Source organism: Bradyrhizobium jicamae (assembly GCF_018130695.1).
GTDB lineage: Bacteria > Pseudomonadota > Alphaproteobacteria > Rhizobiales > Xanthobacteraceae > Bradyrhizobium > Bradyrhizobium jicamae_B.
This window is the reverse complement of the sequence record NZ_JAFCJX010000032.1, coordinates 25,707-46,883: the sequence shown is the minus strand read 5'-3', so window position 1 is coordinate 46,883 and position 21,177 is coordinate 25,707. Positions and strand designations below refer to the sequence as shown.

General features: G+C 62.1%; 18 protein-coding genes, 2 tRNA genes and 2 pseudogenes. 12 read left to right on the top strand and 10 right to left on the bottom strand.

The features are described from left to right. Nucleotides 1-3 precede the first annotated feature (3 nt). Nucleotides 4-501, top strand: coding sequence for a hypothetical protein (locus JQ604_RS33965; RefSeq protein WP_249159073.1), 498 nt, complete (start codon nt 4-6; stop codon nt 499-501). A 186-nt stretch (nt 502-687) separates the two neighbouring features. On the opposite strand, the gene JQ604_RS33960 is transcribed toward JQ604_RS33965, so the two are convergent. The 3 genes from JQ604_RS33960 to JQ604_RS33950 all read right to left on the bottom strand — a co-directional run bounded on the left by JQ604_RS33960 (nt 688) and on the right by JQ604_RS33950 (nt 4,292). Next, nucleotides 688-1,215: a ParB N-terminal domain-containing protein gene (locus tag JQ604_RS33960; protein WP_212365081.1), complete on the bottom strand. Its 528-nt coding sequence runs from the start codon at nt 1,213-1,215 to the stop codon at nt 688-690. 415 nt (nt 1,216-1,630) lie between these two features. Next, the gene (locus JQ604_RS33955) at nt 1,631-4,030 is read right to left on the bottom strand and encodes an SIR2 family protein (protein WP_212365080.1); all 2,400 of its coding nucleotides are present in this window, start codon (nt 4,028-4,030) and stop codon (nt 1,631-1,633) included. Between the two features lie 172 nt (nt 4,031-4,202). Continuing rightward, nucleotides 4,203-4,292: transfer RNA gene (locus JQ604_RS33950), tRNA-Ser, on the bottom strand. Between the two features lie 196 nt (nt 4,293-4,488). Between JQ604_RS33950 and JQ604_RS33945 the strand changes: the two genes are divergently transcribed. Continuing rightward, the gene (locus JQ604_RS33945) at nt 4,489-4,839 is read left to right on the top strand and encodes a hypothetical protein (protein ID WP_212365079.1); all 351 of its coding nucleotides are present in this window, start codon (nt 4,489-4,491) and stop codon (nt 4,837-4,839) included. A 752-nt stretch (nt 4,840-5,591) separates the two neighbouring features. On the opposite strand, the gene JQ604_RS33940 is transcribed toward JQ604_RS33945, so the two are convergent. The 3 genes from JQ604_RS33940 to JQ604_RS33930 all read right to left on the bottom strand — a co-directional run bounded on the left by JQ604_RS33940 (nt 5,592) and on the right by JQ604_RS33930 (nt 9,738). After that, nucleotides 5,592-7,040: a trehalose-6-phosphate synthase gene (locus tag JQ604_RS33940; RefSeq protein ID WP_212365078.1), complete on the bottom strand. Its 1,449-nt coding sequence runs from the start codon at nt 7,038-7,040 to the stop codon at nt 5,592-5,594. Nucleotides 7,041-7,404: 364 nt separating this feature from the next. Next, complete coding sequence (otsB, locus tag JQ604_RS33935) at nt 7,405-8,244, bottom strand: trehalose-phosphatase (RefSeq protein WP_212365077.1); 840 nt, start codon at nt 8,242-8,244, stop codon at nt 7,405-7,407. Nucleotides 8,245-8,250: 6 nt separating this feature from the next. Next, complete coding sequence (locus JQ604_RS33930; protein WP_249159071.1) at nt 8,251-9,738, bottom strand: MFS transporter; 1,488 nt, start codon at nt 9,736-9,738, stop codon at nt 8,251-8,253. 184 nt (nt 9,739-9,922) lie between these two features. Between JQ604_RS33930 and JQ604_RS33925 the strand changes: the two genes are divergently transcribed. Beyond that, entirely contained in the window at nt 9,923-10,288 is a 366-nt protein-coding gene (locus tag JQ604_RS33925) for a DUF3175 domain-containing protein (RefSeq protein ID WP_212365076.1), read from the top strand. Nucleotides 10,289-10,462: 174 nt separating this feature from the next. Continuing rightward, a pseudogene (locus JQ604_RS33920) lies at nt 10,463-11,470 on the top strand (IS110 family transposase); the annotation flags it as partial. 194 nt (nt 11,471-11,664) lie between these two features. On the opposite strand, the gene JQ604_RS33915 reads toward JQ604_RS33920, so the two are convergent. Then, nucleotides 11,665-11,862: a Trm112 family protein gene (locus tag JQ604_RS33915; RefSeq protein WP_212365075.1), complete on the bottom strand. Its 198-nt coding sequence runs from the start codon at nt 11,860-11,862 to the stop codon at nt 11,665-11,667. 46 nt (nt 11,863-11,908) lie between these two features. Next, complete coding sequence (locus JQ604_RS33910) at nt 11,909-12,451, bottom strand: TetR/AcrR family transcriptional regulator (protein WP_212365074.1); 543 nt, start codon at nt 12,449-12,451, stop codon at nt 11,909-11,911. A 93-nt stretch (nt 12,452-12,544) separates the two neighbouring features. On the opposite strand from JQ604_RS33910, the pseudogene JQ604_RS33905 reads away from it, so the two are divergent. The 7 genes and pseudogenes from JQ604_RS33905 to JQ604_RS33875 all read left to right on the top strand — a co-directional run bounded on the left by JQ604_RS33905 (nt 12,545) and on the right by JQ604_RS33875 (nt 18,880). Beyond that, a pseudogene (locus tag JQ604_RS33905) lies at nt 12,545-12,894 on the top strand (hypothetical protein). Between the two features lie 9 nt (nt 12,895-12,903). Continuing rightward, complete coding sequence (locus JQ604_RS33900; RefSeq protein ID WP_212365073.1) at nt 12,904-13,707, top strand: crotonase/enoyl-CoA hydratase family protein; 804 nt, start codon at nt 12,904-12,906, stop codon at nt 13,705-13,707. Further along, nucleotides 13,704-14,126: a PaaI family thioesterase gene (locus JQ604_RS33895; protein WP_212365072.1), complete on the top strand. Its 423-nt coding sequence runs from the start codon at nt 13,704-13,706 to the stop codon at nt 14,124-14,126. Before JQ604_RS33900 ends, JQ604_RS33895 begins: the two co-directional genes overlap by 4 nt. A 24-nt stretch (nt 14,127-14,150) precedes the next feature. Then, nucleotides 14,151-14,960 (top strand): SDR family oxidoreductase, encoded by an 810-nt coding sequence (locus JQ604_RS33890; protein WP_212365071.1) that lies wholly within the window; start codon nt 14,151-14,153, stop codon nt 14,958-14,960. 213 nt (nt 14,961-15,173) lie between these two features. Further along, nucleotides 15,174-15,452 (top strand): PepSY domain-containing protein, encoded by a 279-nt coding sequence (locus JQ604_RS33885; RefSeq protein WP_212365070.1) that lies wholly within the window; start codon nt 15,174-15,176, stop codon nt 15,450-15,452. A gap of 57 nt (nt 15,453-15,509) precedes the next feature. Beyond that, nucleotides 15,510-16,097 (top strand): cytochrome b/b6 domain-containing protein, encoded by a 588-nt coding sequence (locus tag JQ604_RS33880; protein WP_212365125.1) that lies wholly within the window; start codon nt 15,510-15,512, stop codon nt 16,095-16,097. Nucleotides 16,098-16,345: 248 nt separating this feature from the next. Continuing rightward, nucleotides 16,346-18,880 (top strand): bifunctional diguanylate cyclase/phosphodiesterase, encoded by a 2,535-nt coding sequence (locus JQ604_RS33875; RefSeq protein ID WP_212365069.1) that lies wholly within the window; start codon nt 16,346-16,348, stop codon nt 18,878-18,880. A 17-nt stretch (nt 18,881-18,897) separates the two neighbouring features. On the opposite strand, the gene JQ604_RS33870 is transcribed toward JQ604_RS33875, so the two are convergent. Both JQ604_RS33870 and trxA read right to left on the bottom strand, forming a co-directional pair. After that, a complete protein-coding gene (locus tag JQ604_RS33870; protein ID WP_212365068.1) occupies nt 18,898-19,572 on the bottom strand; it encodes an LON peptidase substrate-binding domain-containing protein in 675 nt (224 codons plus the stop codon). A 105-nt stretch (nt 19,573-19,677) separates the two neighbouring features. Continuing rightward, the gene (gene trxA, locus JQ604_RS33865) at nt 19,678-20,601 is read right to left on the bottom strand and encodes a thioredoxin (protein WP_212365067.1); all 924 of its coding nucleotides are present in this window, start codon (nt 20,599-20,601) and stop codon (nt 19,678-19,680) included. A gap of 447 nt (nt 20,602-21,048) precedes the next feature. Here trxA and JQ604_RS33860 point away from each other — a divergent pair. Next, a tRNA-Gly gene (locus JQ604_RS33860) sits at nt 21,049-21,123 on the top strand. Nucleotides 21,124-21,177 lie beyond the last annotated feature (54 nt).

Below are 21,177 nucleotides of genomic sequence, written 5' to 3'. Positions count from 1 at the left end.
CGAATGACGCCGCTGCCTGGCCGAGCTCGCATCGTCGCGACGTATGCGAGCTCACCGGCGTCTCGACTTAAGTATGGGATCGCCCGACCGCTCCTGTCCGGCGGACATTGGAACCATTGCCGGATTTTCCCGTTGCTCTCGCAGGCTGAATTTCAGCAAGCGAGGTTTCGGATCATGCCGGTTTCCTTGTCCCTTTCCGAGGTGCCCTATGGCGCCGATCAAACCCTTTACCTGGTCATCGACGAGCCACGGCTGATGGAAAGTGTCGCCAGCCCCGCGAAGGTGGAATTCGCCGATCTCGAAGCGGTTCTCAGTGGCATGTTGGACGGCCCGCTGTTCGAACCAATTCAGGTCGTAGCCTTCAACACGCTCGAACACTGGATCGAGGATGTTTCCGCAACGGTCGCGCAGGAGCTACAAAGCCGCTGCGCCACCTACGGCGTCGAGCTGCCCGCCCATCTCGCGGATTTCGTCGAACGAAGTGTGGTTATTGCGCGCTAAAGCATGATCCGGAAAAGTGTGAAGCGGTTTTCCGAAAAGATCATGCTCAAACAAAGAGCTAAAGCGCGATGACGATTCAACCTGATTTCATCGCGCTTTAGCTGACGCAGGAGCCCACGGACGAGGGGGAAGCTTACGCCGCTGGAAGACCGCCGATACGCCGCGAGTCGCTGCATGTCTCAGCGATCAGTAGCGTCCTCCGTCGCGCTTTTGTTGCGTGATCCAATCCGACAGGGTTTTGGGCCTGGAAGCTTCCGACGGCCGCCCTGTCACCTTGAGACTGTCCCGACGCGCCTTCTCCGGTCGACCTTGCAAGCGATCCGACGGATTCGTTGCCTTGACGGCTCGCGCGCCTACGGCCAATTGCTCGGCCGCCTCCCTTTCGAGACGAAGTTTTTTCAATCGCGCGATCTTCTCGCGCTCGGCTTCCACCTCCGCACTTTCATGCAAATGGAGTTTGGTTGGGTGAGTATCCTCGGCCGCGACCAGCAATCCGATGATGGTCGCTTCACCCAGCGCCTTGCAGGCCTCGAACCGATGCAGCCCCTCGATCAGCACGAAGCGCTCCTCGTCGCGCCGGACGAGAATGGGCTCCTGTTGCCCGATCTCCATGATGCTCTCGGCGATCTCCTGAACCAGATCGGGCCTGAGCGCCTTCTTCCGCTTCACGGGAACGTAGATCTTGTCGATCGGGAAGCTTTCGGGTTTGGGCATGGGTGGAGTGTAGAGAGGAAGGGCGGTGAAGCCAAGGTAGTCTGCGCGGTTCCGCGAAAGACGGTGTCGTCGATACTCCGATGCTTCGCTTATTCGTCAACCGCCCGGACCAGGCGCCCCATAACGAAGCCGTACCGAAGACCCGATCCGCGCCGAGGTGAAAAGAAATCTGAATGCGTCGAGCAGCCGGACGAGATCGCCAAGGTGGCGGCGTTCCTGCCCTCGAACAAGGCGTCGTTCTTGGTGGGGATTGCGATGCTGGTGGAGAGAGGCACTTGGCGTGAGAGCGCCAAGTGCACGTCGGGACACTCAACACTGCCCTAGCGGCAACAAGGAATCCATTTCATAGAAGGATGGCAGCATCTACGCCGTCGGCTACATGCAGACCAAGCCGGGTTGAAGGTACATCGAAGGATCAATGCATCTTGGCGCGCACCGCCTCAAACCGTTGCAGCATCCGATCAAGATCGGGATCCATTATGAGCGCGCATCCTTCGCGCATGCGAGCGATGGCTTCATCCATGTATGCCGCGTTCTCTCCGCGCTTGTTGAGTTCAATCGCGACGTGGCATAGCTCCCGATACGAATACTTGTCCAATTTGTGCCGATCAATATTGGTCGTTGCAAGCTCGAAGGCTTTGCGTAGCAAAGCGAGCCTGTCACCAAGAGAAATACCCGGCGTTTCGCTTGATCTCAACACCAACAGTCTGACCCTATATCGATCAATCGGAGAGTCCGCGCCGGCCGCCTCGGCCGCATCTCGAATCAAGTATTCCGTTTCGACGATGTCATTCTGATCTAGCCTTTCCCGGATTAGTCGGTGCCACGGTATCCGTTCAGCAGGAACAATCGAAACAAGCCGTCGATACAGGCGTTCGCGGGTAGCGCCATCTCCGATCCGAGCGATCCCAAACTCTGTGTCGCAGATGGCCCGGATGCTTTGGAGCTCAAGTGGCTCGAGAGGATTGATGTTGTCGATAATTTGGTCGAAGAGCCTTGTTAGCTCGTCAACGTGCGAAAACTTGTATTCCGTAATCTTCTGAGCAATTACGAGATGCCGCGTTGACCATCCGTAGATACCCCGCGACGGCTTGATGTCAAATTCGTCGACAATACCCGACAATCCATTGAGCACCGCCGCGACTTCGCTCGCCGAGATGCCCAGCATCCGGAGTATGAGCTGCCGATGCACGCGTGTACCGACCGCCTCAAGAGCCGCCACAAATCGGTAATACTCTTGCAAGGGCTCAGCTAGGAGATCATACTCCTGCAGAAGAATTGTATCCAAATTCTCATTTGCAAATATGTTCTTCAAACAGACGAACATGTCTGCGCTACATTTTTGACGCAGTCGTTCAAACTGTTTGTTTCTAGTCTCTCGCTTAAATTCGGTCTGAACAAGGTCGGAAATCGGCTTGCTATTCTCCAATAGATTTAGAAGAGACCGCATTTCATTTTCACTCAAGCTCGACAAAACAATGTGCTGGCCACGAGCAAAGAAATTTCGAGTCTTGATGCGCGGCGTCCATTGAGCGGAATTAGCCGTGGCCAATATTTGGAGCGCAGGCTTGTCGATCGTTGATAGGGCATCAAGGAGGTTATTCACCTCCTTCATAAAGTGAGTACATTCATCCAAGACTAGCAGACCTCTTGCTCCGGACGAGCGCAATTGTGCCTCCGTCTCAAGCCAGGCTTTGTGCCTAAAGACGAACTCATTTTTATGCTCCCAAGCCGTATAGCCCAGCTTACGGAATCCAGATGCGATTTTCCTTGCTAGAGTCGTTTTGCCCACGCCCGCCGCTCCCGTTAGAATCGCGACGGCGATTTCAACGCTCGCAAATGCCTCCAAGACAGAGCGCTCGTGATCTCGTTCGAAGGTTAGATTTGCTGTGATATCTGAATAGGTGGCCGGACCACCGTTAAACATACGAACGACATTCGCTGGCTGCTCAACCTCAATGGAAACATCCCTTACGGTGCTGACCAGCCCCAAGGGTAGAAGCGTCTCGTTGTTGTCATCGACCTGCGTTGACGCCGGAATCACACTGCTTCCCTGCGCAAAGGCATGCATTAACTCGTCGATCCCACCAAATGCGACTTTGGCCCCCCGATCTTCCAGCATTTGAGCCCGCAGATCGTCTCGGTCATATGCCAGCAAGTACACCTGTCCTTCCGTGCCTTGGGCCTTCGACTTCAGAACCTCCTTCACCAAGTCTTGCAGATGACGATCTCTTAGCGATTGTCCGATGATCAAAACATCGGACTGTAGCAACGTTCTTTCCAGCTCTACGAAACTGGCCTGACGGAATGCCTTGTGATCGTCATAGTCATCTTCAGTCAAAAGCAGCGATGATTTGTCGCCATTCGACCGATCTTGCGAAATGCAGCCATGAATTTTGTAGAGGCGATGACCCGAAGCATCTTCTTTCCGGGTGAAATCATAATTTGAACGGAAAACCGTTAGCTGCTTATTGTGCCGGCGATATGCTGCCTCGACGAGTTGATCGAAGTCTGTGGTAAAGATTGCTCCCCACTCAACATTTGGGAGGCCAAGCAATCCGCCAGTAGGCCTTAGTGGGCGCAAGATATTCTTGATCTCCTCGACAACAGCTGATCTGCCGTGGCGACGACATAAGATGCTGGTCGTTTCCAAGAGATCGTCGCTGATGGGCTCGGAGTTTGCGACTTTCTTCCAAAGAGTATGTGCAAGAGCCGCACCTGTTGGAGCTCCTGAAGGGATTGAAGCACCGGCGCCAAGTAGGAGGGCCGGATCTTTCCTTAGAAAATCAACGAGTTCACCAAGAGGAATGGGCATATCCAACTTCCCCGCCAATAAAGCACCGCAACAATTTGGTGTCGAACAATCGATCGCAACCTAGGAGGGTATACGGCGAAGCAGCGCCCCTCAACGGGCGAGAACGGCCTACAAACAACTTTGACGATTGTTGGGGCTGTCCGATTGGCTTCCGCCGGACCGGGAGAAAGTCTGGCGGAGAGAGTGGGATTCGAACCCACGGTACGGTTTCCCGCACACACGCTTTCCAAGCGTGCGCCTTAAGCCACTCGGCCATCTCTCCGGAGGGCCTCTCTTGAAGGGCCGGGGCGGATTTTGCAAGGGAGCGCGGGGCTCGGGTCGGAAATTTCCACAAACGATTGAAAATATTGGATAATTATTGGCTACGGCCGGCGCGGCGACGGTCGCGGGTTGAACCGGACGGGCGGTTTGGCCGACGATTGGTCAATCGGCCGGCGCAAATCAGCGAGGGGAATGACATGACCACGATCCGGACGCTCATCGGCGCCATCCTGCTTGGCCTCGCGGCCGCCTCGGTATCCGCACCGGCGCTGGCGCAATCCTGCACCAAAGCGGGGGTCGACGTGAGTTGCGACGACGGGCGGCGCGGCATGCTCGCTGGCGATGCGATCATCTGGAGCGACGGCACGCGCTCGAGCACGGTCTCGCCGCATCCGAGCGTGATCATCGGCAACAAATCCTCCGTCGTGGTCGGGCAAGGCGTGTTTGTCGGCAAAGGCGACGGCAAGGGCATGGCGCCGATGGAGAACCCGAGCGATCCGCGCCGCGCGCGCTGTCCGGTGCTGGACGGGGTGTCGTATTGTTATTGACCCGGAAAGATTCCGTAGGGCGGATTAGCGCCAGCGTAATCCGCCATTCCTTGCCGCGATGCCGGTCGGCGGATTACGCCTTCGGCTAATCCGCCCTACGATTCCTCTTTTATTAGACCGCTGATTTGCCCGACGGCGCAAGGCCTCGACGCAAAAATATTTCGTCTTGTACAAAATTCTGATTATGCTATATATGCCCCATCCCACCCTCTGAGGGGCGTTGCGCAATGTCACGAACGTGGGCCGGGATGCGGTGGACGCTGCGCGTGCAATAGATGTGTGTGCGCAAGGCGTACGGCGAAGTCGTGTGGGCCTGCCGCCCCAATGCTGGTGGCAAGTTCGTGGGGGATGAAAATTCCCCGGGGATGACGGTGACACCCAAGCAGGTCTCGCCGGGGCGAGCACGTATAAGCCGTAAAGCCATCGCGCAGGGGAAGCCGGGATGCCTCCGCTTCGCCTGTATGCTCGTGCGCGCACTTCCTTGAGTTGCCATTGCGCGCGAGACCGCAGGTGCAAGCGTGCACCTGGCTTCCCCTGCGCCCTCTATCTCAAGAGAGGGCGGAACGAGATGGAAAACTCGGGCGGAATGCGCCGCGAGAATGCGGACGCATATGCGCATTGCTGTTTGATAATTGAACCAGAATCGTAGGGTGGGCAAAGGAGCGAAGCGACGTGCCCACCATCTGCGGCGTGATCGTGATGGTGGGCACGGCGCAAGCGCGCCTTTGCCCACCCTACGCAACGCCCTCGCCTCAATGATATCTCGCCGCCAGATCCGTCGCCCGTCGCGGCCACAGCGTCGGTGGTTCGTGCGCCACCGTGCCCGCCACCTGCGTGTCCTGCAGCGCCTCGATGAAACTGGCGAACCATTGCTGGATGGTACTGGTGTTGAGCTTGGCCATCATCGCTTCCCAGCGCATGCGCCGCTCGGTCAGCGGCATCGACAGCGCGGTGGCGATGCTGCGCGCCATGCCGTCGATGTCGTGCGGATTGACCAGCAGCGCCGCATCGAGCTCGTTGGCGGCGCCGGCGAATTTCGACAGCACCAGCACGCCGGGATTGTCAGGGTTTTGGGCGGCGACATATTCCTTGGCGACCAGGTTCATGCCGTCCTGCAGCGGCGTCACCACGCCGACCTGCGCGGTGCGATAGAGCCCGGCGAGCACCGCCTGGCCAAAGCCCTTGTTGAGGTAGCGAATTGGCGTCCAGTCGACCTCGCCGTGAATGCCGTTGACGTCGGTGACGAGCTTGGCGACCTCGCTCTGCAGATTGCCGTAGGCCTCGATCGCGCCGCGCGAGGGCGTTGCGATCTGCAGCAGCGACGTCGTGCGCTTCTGCTGCGGATACAGCGTCCACATCCGGTCGAACGCCTTGATGCGGTTGACCAGGCCCTTGGAATAATCGAGCCGGTCGACGCCGATCGCAAGCTTCTCGCCATTCAGGCTGCGGCGAAGCCGCGACACGTCGGGATGCGTCATCGCCTTGGTGGCCTGCTGGGCGAATTTGTCGGGATCGATCCCGATCGGGAACACCGCCGCGCGGGTCTGGCCCGACGACGAGGAGATCACGCCGTCATGCACGACGAGATCGAGATCGGCCTGCACGTAGCCAAGGAAGTTCTCGCAGTCTTCCTCGGTCTGGAAGCCGATCAGGTCATAGGCCAGCATCGCCTCGATCAGTTCGCGATGATTCGGCACGCCGCTTATCACGGCGCGCGCCGGCCACGGCGTGTGCAGGAAGAAGCCGATCGGCTGGCTGACGCCGAGATCGCGCATCTCCGCGCCGAGCGCGAGGAAGTGATAATCCTGGATCCAGAAAATCGAGTCCGGCTTGCGGAAACGCAGCAACGCGCGCGCCATGAAGGCGTTGACTTCGCGATAGCTGACGTAATCTTCCTGCGAGGCGCGGATCAGATCGGCGCGCGAATGCAGCGCCGGCCACAGCGCCGAATTGGCAAAGCCTTCGTAATAGCCGCCGTAATGCGCGGCCGGCAGATCGAGCATCGCCAGCGCGCCGGCGCCGAGCGCCTCGACTTCGGCGAACGGCTCCCTTGTATTTCCATCACGGACGCGACCACTGGAGCCCACCCAGATCGCTCCGGATTTTTCGACAACGGGCAGCAATGCCGCCGCGAGTCCGCCGGTCATCGGTTCATTTGGTTTTCCGCGCGAGACTCTGTTCGATACGACGACGAGGTTCACCAGGTCCCCTCCTGTTTCACTCGCGTATTAACAACCATTCATCAAGATGGTTCCGAGCGCCCCATTCCGAAGCTCGCGCCACCCTTGCGGCAGGCACTTGCGCGAGCTTCGGAAGGAAAGGGGCGCTCGCAAACTAGAATCTCGAGTGCCGCTGATCGATTTGAAGTTCCTACAGTGCCCGCTGCAGACTCTGAGGAACTTCAAATCGGCGGCACTCGACCAAGGAATCTCCCAATTGAAACCAAATTCTGGCGAATGCGTCAGGAACTCACGGGAACTCGCGAAAAGATAATTCCACGCGAGGTGCGCAAGACGACGCAAAAGAACCGCAATCGAAAATCGCGCGAGGAAACGCGTGAGTCGATTATGGCAATGCTACGACCCTTTCGTCATCGAGCAGATGCGCAAGGAACTCGCGCACATCACTCGGCGCATCGAAATGTCCGGCAACACCGGTGGCGCGGCGACCAACAGAGAAAGAAAGACCGTTGAGATCGGGCATGATCGCAAACACGGTTTCATCCGTGACGTCATCACCGATGAAGAACGGACGGCGTCCCCTGAACGGCGCATGCGTCATCAGTTCGCGCACGCCGCTCGCTTTGGTGAAACCGGAATGCTTGATCTCGCAGACGCTCTTGCCCGGCAGCACCTCGATCGGCGCATTCGGCAGGTCGGCGCGGATCAGCGACACCGCCTCATAGATCGCCTTCTCCGCATGCGGCGCCAGCCGATAGTGCAGCGCCAGCGAGTAGCCCTTGTCCTCGAGCAGAATGCCCGGGCTGAGCTTTGCGATCGCGGCGAGGCGCCGTTTCAACTCCTTGTCCATCGGCGGCGCATGCGCAGCGACCGCCTCGGCCTCCGCAGCAACATCGAGCCGCATCTCGGCGCCGTGACCGCCGACCGCGGGAAACACGTCGGGCGCGAAAATCAGATCGATGTCATTCAAGGAACGCCCGCTGACCAGCGCCAGCGCGCCATTGGTCCGCTCATGCAGCCGCTTCAGCGTCTTCGCCAGCCCCGGCGGCACCCAGACCTCGCGCGGCGTCGGCGCCAGATCGAGCAGCGTGCCGTCGATGTCGAGCAGCACAGCGGTCTGGCTCAGGTGCGGCACCAGCGAGGCCGGCACCGGTACGGCGTCCGGCGTCTGACCATCATCGGGGATTTCGTCATCCATGGGCAATTTGGCCACGCTCTGTTTCATCTCATCTTACTCCACACATGCCAGCGGTCGTGCGACAGTTTCGAGCGATTTTCGCTCTGCCGCCACGGCGTAGCGCCAGGCAACAACAGCCGCGACCATCATGAGCGCCGACCCCAAGAGGTAGCCGGCGAAAACCGAGTTGCGCGATCCGGTATCGATCAGCGCGCCGAACAGCGCCGGACCGATCACGCCGCCGATGCCGGTTCCGATCGCATAGAACAGGGCAATCGCGAGCGCGCGCACCTCCAGCGGAAAGGTCTCGCTGACGGTCAGATACGCGGCGCTCGCGGCGGGCGAGGCAAAGAAGAAGATCACCATCCAGGCGATCGTCTGGCTCTGCGCAGAGAGCACGCCGATCGAGAAGAGATAGCCGGACGCAGCGAGCAGCACGCCGGACACGCCGTAGGTCACCGCGATCATGGTGCGGCGGCCGAGCGTGTCGAACAGGCGGCCGAGCAGCAGCGGCCCGAGGAAATTGCCGGCGGCGAACGGCAGGATGTACCAGCCGACATCATTGGCGGGGATGCCGAAGAAGTCGGTCAGGATCAGCGCGAAGGTGAAGAAGATCGCATTGTAGAAGAACGCCTGCGCCACCATCAGCACGAGCCCGACCAGCGAGCGCTGCCGATAGGCCGAGAACAGCGTCGAGGCGACCTCGCGCAGCGGCGTGTGGCTGCGCATCCTGAGCTTGATCTTGTCAAAATCGTCGCTCGCCTGCGCATGGCCGAGCACGGATGTCTCGATGTCGTCGACGATCTTGTGCGCCTGATCGGGATGGCCGTGGATCATCAGCCAGCGCGGGCTCTCGGGAATCCACATCCGCATGAACAGCACGACGAGGCCGAGCACGGCGCCGGTGAAATAGGCGAGGCGCCAGCCATGGTCGGGCGCGAGCACCGCAGGATCGAGCAGCACGATGGCGCTGACTGCGCCGATCGCGGCACCGATCCAGAAGCTGCCGTTGATCACGAGATCGGTCCAGCCGCGATAGCGCGCCGGCACCAGCTCCTGGATGGTCGAATTGATCGCGGTATATTCGCCGCCGATGCCGGCACCGGTGAGGAAACGAAACAGCGCGTAGCTCGCGACATTCCACGACAGCGCGGTCGCAGCCGTCGCGGAGAGATAGACGGCGAGCGTGATGAAGAACAATTTCTTGCGCCCGATCCGGTCGGTCAGCCAGCCGAAGCCAAGCGCGCCGAGCACGGCACCGGCGAGATAGGCGCTGTTGGCAAGGCCGACGTCGAAGTTGGAGAACTTCATCGTCGGGCTCTCCTTCAGCGCGCCCGACAGCGCGCCGGCGAGCGTCACCTCGAGCCCGTCAAGGATCCAGGTAATGCCGAGCGCCAGCACCACGCGGGTGTGAAAGCCGCTCCAGGTGAGGTTGTCGAGCCTGAGCGGGATCGAGGTCTCGATGATGCGGTCGTTATCCTGCGCAAGCGCAATGGCGTCGCTCTCGGTCGCAGGGCTGCGCTGTGGTTGCAGAGAGGTCATCTATTCGAACCAATGGGAAAAGCCCCGGAACAGAACGTTCCAAGGTTCTCGCTCCCAGGATTGCGGCAAACGGGATGCCCGCCACGCCGAGATAACGCCGGGGGCGCGCTGCGGTTCCTGCAGTGCGGGATAGGAACAGAGCGTGAAGCGAGCGGTTTTCGACGGAAAATCGATGGAGCTGACCATGGCCGCAGGCAAGCATGCAACGCGCAAGACGGCGAAGAAGTCCGCGAAGACGCGAAGCACGGCGCGCCGGACAACCGGCACGCGGAAAACGTCATCGAAGCGCTGGTCACAGCGCGTGACCAGGGAGAGCGACGCGCTCGATCTCAAGCAAGGTGTATTCAAGCAGACCAGCGCGAAGAAGATCGCAGCGTCCCTGAAGCGATCCGCCGAGCACAGCGCGCGACGCAAGAGCGGCGCCTACCGCTCGGCGCTGTCGATGCTGACATTCTATATCAACCGAGCAGGCAAAACCCTGCCGAAGACGCAGCGCACGCGCCTGGAGCGGGCGAAGGTGGAGTTGAAGCACCAGTTTGGGCGGGATTGATTCCGTCGTCCTGGCGAAAGCCAGGACCCATTACCCCAAATGCAAAAGGCTGGAGCCTGATGGGGCCCCAGCCGTCGCAAAACAGAGCACGGTGGTTATGTTGGGGTGGACGGCCCCCGACGGCATCAGTGTGCCAGAATGAGGTCGGTAAGATCTCAGACAAGGGAGCCGTCCATGAGTGAGATTATCAGAGTTGGCATCGACACGTCCAAGAGTGTTTTCCAACTGCATGGTGTGGATGCAGCCGAGCAGCCGGTGCTGCGCAAGAAGCTGCGGCGGCGGGATTTTCTGAAGTTTTTCGAGCAGTTGCCGCCGACCAAGGTCGGCTTGGAAGCCTGCGGTGGTTCGCACCACTGGGGGCGCGAACTGATGAGGCTGGGGCACGAGCCGAAGCTGCTGCCGGCGCAGCATGTGAAGCCGTATGTCCGACGCAACAAGAATGACCGGCAGGATGCCGATGCGGTCTGTGAGGCCATGAGCAGGCCACGCATGAGCTTCGTGCGGATCAAGAGTGCGGAGGAACAAGCGGCGCAGATGCTGATGGCGATGCGCCAACGGCTGATCGACTACCGTACCCAGCTCATCAACACCATTCGCGGCCACGCGGCCGAGTTCGGTCTGACAGCCGCCAAAGGGCCCGCCCATGTCGAGCCACTGCTGGCGCGGATTGCCAAAGACGCAACAGTGCCCAAGCTTGCCAAGGACCTGTTCATCATGCACGGCCAGGAATACGACCGGCTGAAGCTTGAGTTGCGCGAGATCGAGACGAAGCTGAAGGCTTGGCATCGCGAGAGCGAGATGAGCCGTCGCCTTGCCGAGATTGATGCCATCGGCCCGATCGGCGGCTGTCTGCTGGCGATCAAGGTGGCCGATCCGCAGGCCTTCCGCTGTGGCCGCGACTTCGCCGCCTGGATGGGGTTGACCCCGAAGGATCATTCCACCGCCGGCAAGATGCGGTTCGGTGTCATTACCCGTGCTGGCGACGAAACCCTGCGCCGCACCCTTGTGCTCGGCGCCACCGCGGTGATCCAGCAGGTCAACAAAGGCAAGGCTCGCCCCTCGCCCTGGCTACGCGATCTGATGGCGCGAAAGCCGCCAAAGCTCGTCGCCGTGGCGCTCGCCAACAAGGTCGCGCGCATCGCCTGGAGGTTGATGGTCAGCGGCGAACGCTACGATGCGGCACGCGCCGCTTCATTCCACGCAACACCGACCTCGAAAAGCTCCCGACCCGCCGCTTTCGCCAGTCCATGGCCGCCTACAACAACACCCCACGCAAATGCCTTGACTTCAAGACCCCGGCGGAGGTCTTTGCTGCTCAACTGTTGCACTTCGAATGTGAATCCACCTCCTGGCTTTCGCCAGGACGACGATAACAATCAATCGATCTTCCGCGCTTCTTCCGGCAGCATGATCGGGATGCCGTCGCGGATCGGGTAGGCGAGCTTGGCGGAGCGCGAAATCAGCTCCTGCTTCGCGGCGTCGAATTCCAGCGGGCCCTTGGTGATCGGGCAGACCAGGATCTCCAGCAGCTTCGGGTCGGTGGTGATTTCGAGGTGATCGGGCGTCGAATTCATTGGTGTCTCCGGCTGGCCGTTCTCTAGCACATTCAAGCGCCGGAAGTCATGACGATGGCTTTGTCGCCATCGCCAGCAATTCGTCGAGCACGGCCTGCTGCTTCTCCGGTGACAGCGCCTGGTCGGACAAGGCCTGGCCGAGAAACGCCCAATAGAGGATCTGCGCACGGACGCCGGCGATGTTGGCCGCAACGCCGGCTTGCCGCAACAGGCCCTCGATATAATCGAGCCGGCGGCGGTCGATGGCCTGCAATGCCGCGCGCGCGGTCGTGTCATGAGCGGCCCAGCTCCGCACGGCCTTCTCCAGCGACAATTTTGCGCCGAAAGTGACGCGCAAGAGCTCGGCCAGCCGGTCTTCGCCCCTCGCCGCCTCGACGCGGGCGATGATCTGCTCGGCTGCGACCTCGCGCCATTGCTTGAGGATCGCGGCGTGGAAGGCGCCGATATCGGCAAAGTGCCAGTAGAAGCTGCCGCGCGAGACACCTATCGCCTTCGCCAGCGGCTCGGCCTTCAGCGCCGTGAAGCCGCTTTTCGCGAGTGTCTTCACGCCCTGATCGATCCAGTCCTGCGCCGAAAGCTGATCGGCCATGGTTCCCTCCGCCCTGTTCCACCATACACTTGTGTATTGACAGGCGCCAGCCACCGGAGTCATAACCATACAGTACTGTATGGAGACACTTCGATGCGTGATCTTCTGCTGCAAGGCGCCGGCGTCATCGCCATCATCATCAGCCTGATCCATGGCGTGCTCGGCGAGACCAAAGTATTCGCCCGCGCGACCGTCGAGCCGCCGCGACTTCGCCTGTTGCTTCGCCTGGTTTGGCAGGCCGGTACCATCGCCTGGATCGCCGGCGGGCTGCTGCTGATCGCGGCCCCCTGGATGTCGTCCGACATCGCGCGACACTGGATCGTTGCGACGTTCGGCGTCGTGTTCGGCTTCGCGGCCATCGCCAACCTGCTCGCCGTCCGCGGTCTCCACGCTGGCTGGATCGGCATGACCGCCGTGTCGCGCTCGCCATCGCCGGATACTAGGAGAGGACGATGGACGATCGTATCCGCCTGACCGTCGCCAACGGAATTGCCGATGTCCAACTGAACCGGCCCGACAAGCTGAACGCACTCGATCCCGCGATGTTCGTCGCGATCTCGGAGGCTGGCGCACGCCTGCGCGACGATCGTAGCATTCGCGTCGTCATCCTGTCCGGCGAAGGCGACGCGTTTTGCGCGGGCCTCGACATGGAGCGTCTGGTTGCCACGACTGAAGGCCAGTCGATCCTGCCCTTCGCCGACCTCGGCCGGCGCACGCACGGCATCGCCAACTGGGCGCAGCATCTGGTCTGGCTGTGGCGCGAGCTGCCGGTGCCTGTCATCGCCGCCGTGCACGGCATCGCATTCGGCGGCGGCTTTCAGCTGATGCTTGGCGCCGATCTCCGATACCTCGCGCCGGGCACGCGGTGCGCGATCATCGAAGCCAAGTGGGGCCTGGTGCCCGACATGGCCGGCACGCAGCTGATGCGCCATCTCGCACGCGAGGACATCGTGCGCGAGTTGACCTACACCGCGCGCATCTTCCCGGCCGAGGAAGCGCTGGCCTACGGGTTTGCGACCCGGATCGTGGACAATCCCCACGATGCAGCGAGACAAACGGCGCGCGCAATTGCGGACCGCAGCCCCGATGCCATCCGTGCCGCAAAGCGGCTGCTCAATCTCGCGGCCGAATGCGACGCCGCAACGGGCCTCGCGGCAGAGACGGACGCGCAGAAGGCGCTGCTCGGTACGCCCAACCATATCGAGGCTGTCCGTGCCAATCTCGAACGCCGCGCGCCGCAATGGAGTTTCGCATGACCACACAAAGCGGACTGACGCACCACGATCTCAACGCAGCGAACGCTTCGGCCGGCTTCAATCGGCTCGCCGGTTTCGAAGTCGTCGCGGCAGCCGATGGCGCATCCGAGCTGCGCATGCAGTGGCGCGATGACTTCACCCAATATGCAGGGCATCTGCATGCCGGGATGATCGCGGCCCTGCTCGACACCGCCTGCGGGTTTGCGGCCGCGACGCTGGCCGGCTCGGTGACCGCGTCGCACTTCTCGATGAACTGCCTGCGGCCCGCTGTCGGCCGCAGCTTCGTCGCGAAGGGCACCACGCTGCGCGCCGGCCGAAAGCAGGCGTTCGCGCGCGCCGAGCTGTTTGCGGAGAACGAGCAGGGCGAGGCGGTGTTGGTGGCGACCGGCGAGACCGTGCTGGTCCCGATCGGCGCCTGACCGGCCCATCACGGGAGTTCGAACATGTCAGCTGTTCTCGTCACCGGGGGCACCGGCCATCTCGGCCGTGATCTCGTCGATCGCCTCGTCCAGGCCGGCCACAAGGTTCGCGTGTTGGCCCGAACGCCACAGCCGCGCGCCGACGTCGAATGGGCGGTCGGCGATCTCGCAACAGGTGCAGGCGTGCATGCGGCGATGGACGGCGTCAGCATCGTGATCAATGCGGCGACCCACTCGCCGATCGCCAGGCGCGGCGGTTTCCGGCCGATCGACTTCTTCAGGTCACCGCCCGCGGTGGACGTCGATGGCACCGCACGGCTGCTTGCGGCTGCGCACGACGCCGGCGTCCAGCACTTCCTGCACGTGTCGATCGTCGGGCTCGACGACGCCACGCTGCCCTACGCCCGCGTCAAGCTCGCGGGCGAGCAGCTGGTGCGCCAGTCGCCGCTCCGCTGGTCAATCGTCCGCGCGATGCCGTTCTACTATCTGCTCGAGAATTTTCTGGCCCGCCTGTCCTGGTTGCCGGTTTGGCCGGTGCCGAAGGCGTCATTCAATCCGGTCGACACGACCGATGTTGCCGGCTATCTCGCGGCCTGCGCATTCGATGGCAACGCCGGCGACCGCGCCGAGATCGGCGGTCCCGAAGATCTCAGCTTCGTGATGCTCGCGCGCGAATATCAGGCCGCGCGTGGGCTGCGGCGGGCAATCCTGCCGTTGCCGCTATCGGAGAAATCGGCGCGCGGCATGGGCTTTGTCGTAAGCCAAGGCGTACGCGGCGGGCGATCCTGGATGGATTGGCTGAGCCGATGCCGTGACGACGGCGAAGCGTCCTGATCACGACTGAGACTTAAGGCCGCAGCACGCCGCCGAATCCAAATTTCGCTCGGACACTGCTGGCATTTTTTCGCCAGCTAGAACGAATCTAAAATAGTTCAGAACGAATCTAAAAATGTCGGTCGCTCCGCCGTGTTGACTTCATCGACTGCATCGCGTCCCTCGGTTTCGCTTCGCGCGGTATCTTGCGCGTGCGATACGGAGGAGATCATCGTGAAGGTTATTCGTACTGCTGTGTTGGCGTTGTCGATCGGTGTGTGCATCAGCTCGGCCGCCATGGCTGACGGCTTCAAGAATTGCACCAAGCTCGACAAGGCATCCTGGAAGCCCGCCAGCGAGGCTGAAGCCAAGGCCAAGGCGCTGGGCTATGAGGTGCGCCGATCCAAGATCGAGGGATCGTGCTATGAGGTCTATGGCGTCAAGGAAGGCAAGCTCTACGAGCTGTTCTACAGCCCGGAAGATCTCAGCCTGAAGCACACGATCGCCAAGTGATCTGACAAGTGATCCGAGCCGAAAAGTGATCCGAGCTGAAGAGTGATCCGAGCCTCAATGGAAGAGGCCGTGCCAGAGCCGCGCGGGACGCCTTCGGGACGTCCCGCGCAAAAAACCGTTGCGCGGATCGTGCAGGTCTGGGACCTGCCGCTGCGGCTCTGGCACTGGTCGCTTGCGTTCTGCGTCCTGGTCGCCTGGTTCACTCCCACCGTCTATGACCGCGTGCACCGGATCGCGGGCTACACCGTGATCGGCCTGCTGGTGTTTCGCGTGATCTGGGGTTTTTGGGGATCGCGCTATTCGCGATTCCGGATGCTGTGGGTCCGGCTGCGCGCCGCGCCACACTATCTCTGGAATCTCCGGCGCGGCATCACCGGCCGCTACATCGGGCTCAACCCCGCCGGTACCGCGATGCTGGTGGCGCTGCTCGTATCTCTCGCGATCTCGGCGGTGACAGGTGCAATGCAAGTCACCGTGACGTTCTTCGGTGTCTGGTGGGTGGAGGATACCCATACCTATTCATCCGACGCGGCCATCATCCTGGTCGTGCTGCACGTCGTCGGCGCCATCGCGATGGGCATCCTTCAGCGCGAAAATCTGGTGCGCGCGATGTTCACCGGACGCAAGCACATCCGCAATCGCTGACGCCGCGCAGTGGTGCGAAATTACCGAAGTTCAGCTTCGGTAAATGTCTGCGTCAATCTGCCTCCGTAAACATACTGCCTTCACTCAAGCGCGCGTCGTCGAATCGCAGTGCAGTTTATGGCGTCATCAATTTCGACAACGGAATCGACTTACACGCAGATAACTGTGCGACCAAAAGTTGTGAAAACTTAACGCGAAGAAAGTTCAATCGGACTATTCGTCGAGGCGTTCAATGAAGGGCCGACGACATGTTCCGCGTATTTACCTGCCTGACCGGAGCGCATGATTGGCGGCTCGTGCTGCTGGCCGGCCTGGTTTGCTTCGTCGCAAGCATTGCCGCGGTCAACATCTTCCATCGCGCGATGGCGGTGCAAGCCAGGACGCGTCTGATCTGGATTGCGATCGCGGGTGCTGCGATCGGTTACGGAATCTGGGCGACGCATTTCATCGCCATGCTCGCCTACGAGCCCGGCATTCCCACCGGATATGGCATCGCGCTCACCGCTCTCTCGCTTGCTGCGGCGATGGTCCTGACGTCGGTCGGCTTCGGCTTTGCCGCCAACGATCCCGGCCGATGGCGCGCGCCTGTCGGTGGCGCGATCATCGGCGCCGGCATTGCCAGCATGCACTATCTCGGCATGTGGGCGCTCCAGGTCCCGGGCCATGTGGTCTGGTCGATCGACCTCGTGACGGCCTCCATCGTGCTCGGAATGCTGTTCGGCTACGCGGCGCTCGCGATCGCGGTCCGTCACCAGGACCGCTGGATGACGCTGGCCGCAGCGCTGCTGCTGACGCTCGCGATCGTGTCGCATCACTTCACGGCGATGGGCGCGGTGGAGCTCGTTCCCGATCCGACGAGCGCACCTGACGTCCTGTCGCTCTCGCCGGCCTTCCTTGCCGTGGCGATCGCCGGCGTGGCGCTGACCGTGCTCGGGATGAGCCTGGTCGGTGTCTTGGCGGATCGCCGCCTTGCGCTTCGCACCAGCAGGTTCGAGGAGATCATCAGCCAGCTTTCCCTCGCCCGCGGCCAGGTCGAAGCATCCCAACGGGAGTTGCAGGAGCAGAAGTTCTGGCTGGATACGGCGATCAACCACATGGGCGAAGGCCTGTGCATGTTCGATGCGCAGAAGCGGCTCGTGGTTTGCAACGATCGGTACGCCGAGATGTACCGGCTGCCGCCCGAACTGGTGCAGGCGGGCGCGTCGCACCGCGACATCATCACGCACCGGATCGCGAGCGGCATCTTCAAGGGCGACACCAGCGAGAGTGCCGCGGCACAGCGGCTCGCGACCCTGAACGCGCTGTCGACCACCGAGATATCGAGCCGGATCGACGAATTGTCGGATGGCAGGCTGATCCGCGTCACGCGACAGCCGATGGCGGGCGGCGGCTGGGTGGCGACGCATCTCGACGTCACCGAGCAGCAGCGCTCCGAGGCCAAGATCACCCACATGGCGCAGCACGACGCGCTGACCGACCTGCCGAACCGCATGCTGCTCCGGGAGCGCATGGAGCACGCGCTCGCGATCACGCGCCGCGGCGGGCCGAGCCTCGCGGTGCTGATGCTCGACCTGGATCGCTTCAAGGAGATCAACGACACGCTCGGACATCCCGCTGGCGATGCGCTGTTGCAGGCGGTCGCCGCACGGTTGCGCCGCTGCGTCAGCGAGACGACGCTGGTCGCGCGGTTCGGCGGCGACGAATTCGCCGTGATCGACTACGTCACCGATGCCGCCGCGGAAGCGGGCATCCTCGCTGGCAGGATCATCAGGGCGCTGTCCGAACCGGTCGATCTCGGCCACCACCAGGTGATCACGGCCACCAGCATCGGCATTGCGATCGCGCCGCGCGACGGCGCCGATTCGGACGAGATCCTGCGCAGCGCGGATCTGGCGCTGTACGCGGCCAAAAGCGGCGGACGCGGCTCGTTCCGCTTCTTCGAGCCGGAGCTCGATCAGCTGTTGCACGCACGGCGCAACCTCGAGCGCGACATGCGCAGCGCGCTGGTCAACGGCGAATTCGAGCTGCACTATCAGCCGTTCGTCAATGTCGCGAGCGGCGAGATCTGCGGCTTCGAGGCGCTATTGCGCTGGCATCATCCGCAGCGCGGCATGGTGCCGCCGGCGAAATTCATCCCGCTCGCGGAGGAGACCGGCCTGATCGCGCCGCTCGGCGAATGGGTGCTGCGGACCGCCTGCATGGAGGCGGCGAAATGGCCCGACGATTTCAGGATCGCGGTCAATTTGTCGCCCGCCCAGTTCAGGAGCCAGGAGCTGGTTCCGGTCGTCGTGAGCGCGCTGGCGGGTGCCGGAATTGCGCCGCACCGGCTCGAGCTCGAAGTGACCGAGACGGCCATCATCCACGACAGCGCGGCGGTGTTTGCGGCGCTCGGCCGGCTCCATGAGCTCGGGGTGCGGATCGCCCTCGACGATTTCGGCACCGGCTACTCGTCGCTGAGCTTCCTGCAGAAGTTTCCGTTCGACAAGGTCAAGATCGACCGCAGCTTCGTCCACGAATTGTCGGCCACGGCGGAGGAGGCACGCCGGTTTGCCCGCGCGGTGGTCCGATTCGCCGTCAGCCTTGGCAAGGCGACGACCGCCGAGGGCGTCGAAACCCAGGACCAGCTCGATGTCCTCTCCGCCGAGGCCTGCCTCGAAGCGCAGGGCTTTCATTTCAGCCATCCGGTGACGGCCGCGAAGGTCGCGCAAATGATCAGGAAGGAAATCCGGATGACGGCAAGACGGCGACTGACCAGCCTCGCGGTGGCCGGCAACGGCCACTGACCACGGAAGCGGCCAACTCACTGCAATGGCGGGTCGCCGCTGGTGCGCTTCTTGGCGAGGTCCATCTCGGTGACCGCGATCAGGATTTCGGCACGGGTCTTCAGGTCGGGCGCTTCCAGCATGGCCTGCTTCTCCGCCGGGCCATAGGGCGACATCATCGCCAGCGCATTGACCAGCGCCTCGTTCGGCGCGGCCTCGATGCCTTCCCAGTCGACCTTGAGATTGTTGGCCTTGAGGAAGTCGGTCAGTACCGCGAGCAGCGCCTCGCGATCGACGGCGTCCTCGCCCTTGCGCGCGGTGAAGTCGTCGACAAAGGAGAAGAAGTCGACCTTGCACTGGCGATAGGCGGTCTGCACCGCCAACTCCTCGACCACCTTGAAGCGCGCCACGCCGGTCAGCTCGAGGATGTAGCGGCCGTCGCCGGATTCGGCGAGCTGGGTGATGCGGCCGACGCAGCCGACCTTGAACAGCATCGGCTTCGCCTCATTATGCGAATGCGTCACGTCGGGCTGGATCATCCCGATCAGGCGATGACCGTCGCGCAGGGAATCATCGACCATCGCCAGATAGCGCGGCTCGAAGATGTTGAGCGGCATCTGGCCGCGCGGCAGCAGCAGCGCGCCGGGCAGCGGAAACACCGGAATGATCTCGGGAAGCTCGCCGGGTCCGCGATATTCGGCATTGATCGGCATTGGCGGCCCCGGTGCTGTTACATGAGCATGATCCGGAAAAGTGTGTCGCGGTTTTCCGACAAGATCATGCTCAAAAATGAAACCGAAGCGCGATGTTTTCGCGCTTTACGAGAACAGGATCGTCGACAACCGCTTGCGTCCCTCGACGGTTGCTTCATCGGTGCCGCCCCACGCTTCGAAGAACTGCACCAGCTGTTTGCGCGCGCCGTCGTCGTTCCACTTGCGGTCGCGCTTGACGATGGCGAGCAGCTGCTCGGTCGCCTCGACGCGCTTGCCCATCGCGTTCAGCGCGGTGGCGAGATCGAATCTCGCCTGATGATCGAGCGGGTTTGCGGCGACTTTCTGTTCCAGCTCGACGATCGGGCCGACCGATTGCGCCTGCTCGGCGAGATCGATCGCGGCCTGCACCGCCTTCACTGCGGCATCGTTGCGCTTGGATTCCGGCACCATGCCGAGCGTCTGCTTGGCCTGCTCGATCGCGCCCGAGGTGACGTAGCATTTGGCAAGCCCGGCAAGCGCTGCGATGTTGGTGGCGTCGAACGCCAGCACCTCGGCATAGATCTGCGCGGCACCGGCGGCGTCGCCTTCGGCGAGCACGGCTTCGGCTTCCTGCAAAATCTCGGCGATGTTCGGTTCGCCGGGCGCGGTGACGCCCTTGGTGATCTTCTCGATGAAGGCGTTGACCTGGCTCTCCGGCACCGCGCCCATGAAGCCGTCGGCCGGCTGGCCGCCGACGAAGGCGATCACGGCCGGGATCGACTGGATGCCCATCTGGCCCGGAATCTGCGGATGCTCGTCGATGTTCATCTTGACGAGCTTGACCTTGCCCTTGGCGTTGCGGACGGCCTTTTCGAGGACCGGCGTCAGCTGACGGCAGGGCCCGCACCACGGCGCCCAGAAGTCGATCATGACCGGCTGACGCTTCGATTCCTCGATGACGTCCTTCACGAACGTCTGCGTGGTCGTCTCCTTGATCAGGTCGGCCGCTGCCGGCGGCGTCGCCGCGCCGCCTTGCTCCATTATCGTCACGATGTCCTCGCCTGGTCTTGCGCGTGAGAGGTCGGAAAAATCTGGAGGCGTTCTAGCACGCTCCGATCGGCCGGTTCAGCCGTCCATTGGGGCTAAATGGCGGTCCGCCGGTAAATTTCAATCGTTGGCCGACAGGTACGTTCCCATGGGAGAATCGGGCGAGCCATCCTGTGGGGTCTTGGGCTGACGGCGCCAGCTCGGCCGGACCTGGACGCCCGGTTCGAGGGCCCGGCTCGAATCGCCATGAGGCGATGGCGAGCCGAGGCCGGTTCCGGGGCTGGCAGGCAAAGATTTATTGCGGCGCCCCCGTTTCGGGCCGATTCCGGGATCATTTTTAAGCAATTCGGGCGATTTCGCCGGTCCCGGACCGCGCTCTTGTGTTGCATTCGCTGATGGCTTTTGGCATAGGTCTGCCGTTGCCGGCGAGCGATCGCCGCCATCTCGGATGCGGGTGTAGCTCAGTGGTAGAGCACGACCTTGCCAAGGTCGGGGTCGAGGGTTCGAGCCCCTTCGCCCGCTCCAGATGTCTCGCCGACCGAGCTGACAGGATGATGAAGGCCCGCCCGTTCGTGCGGG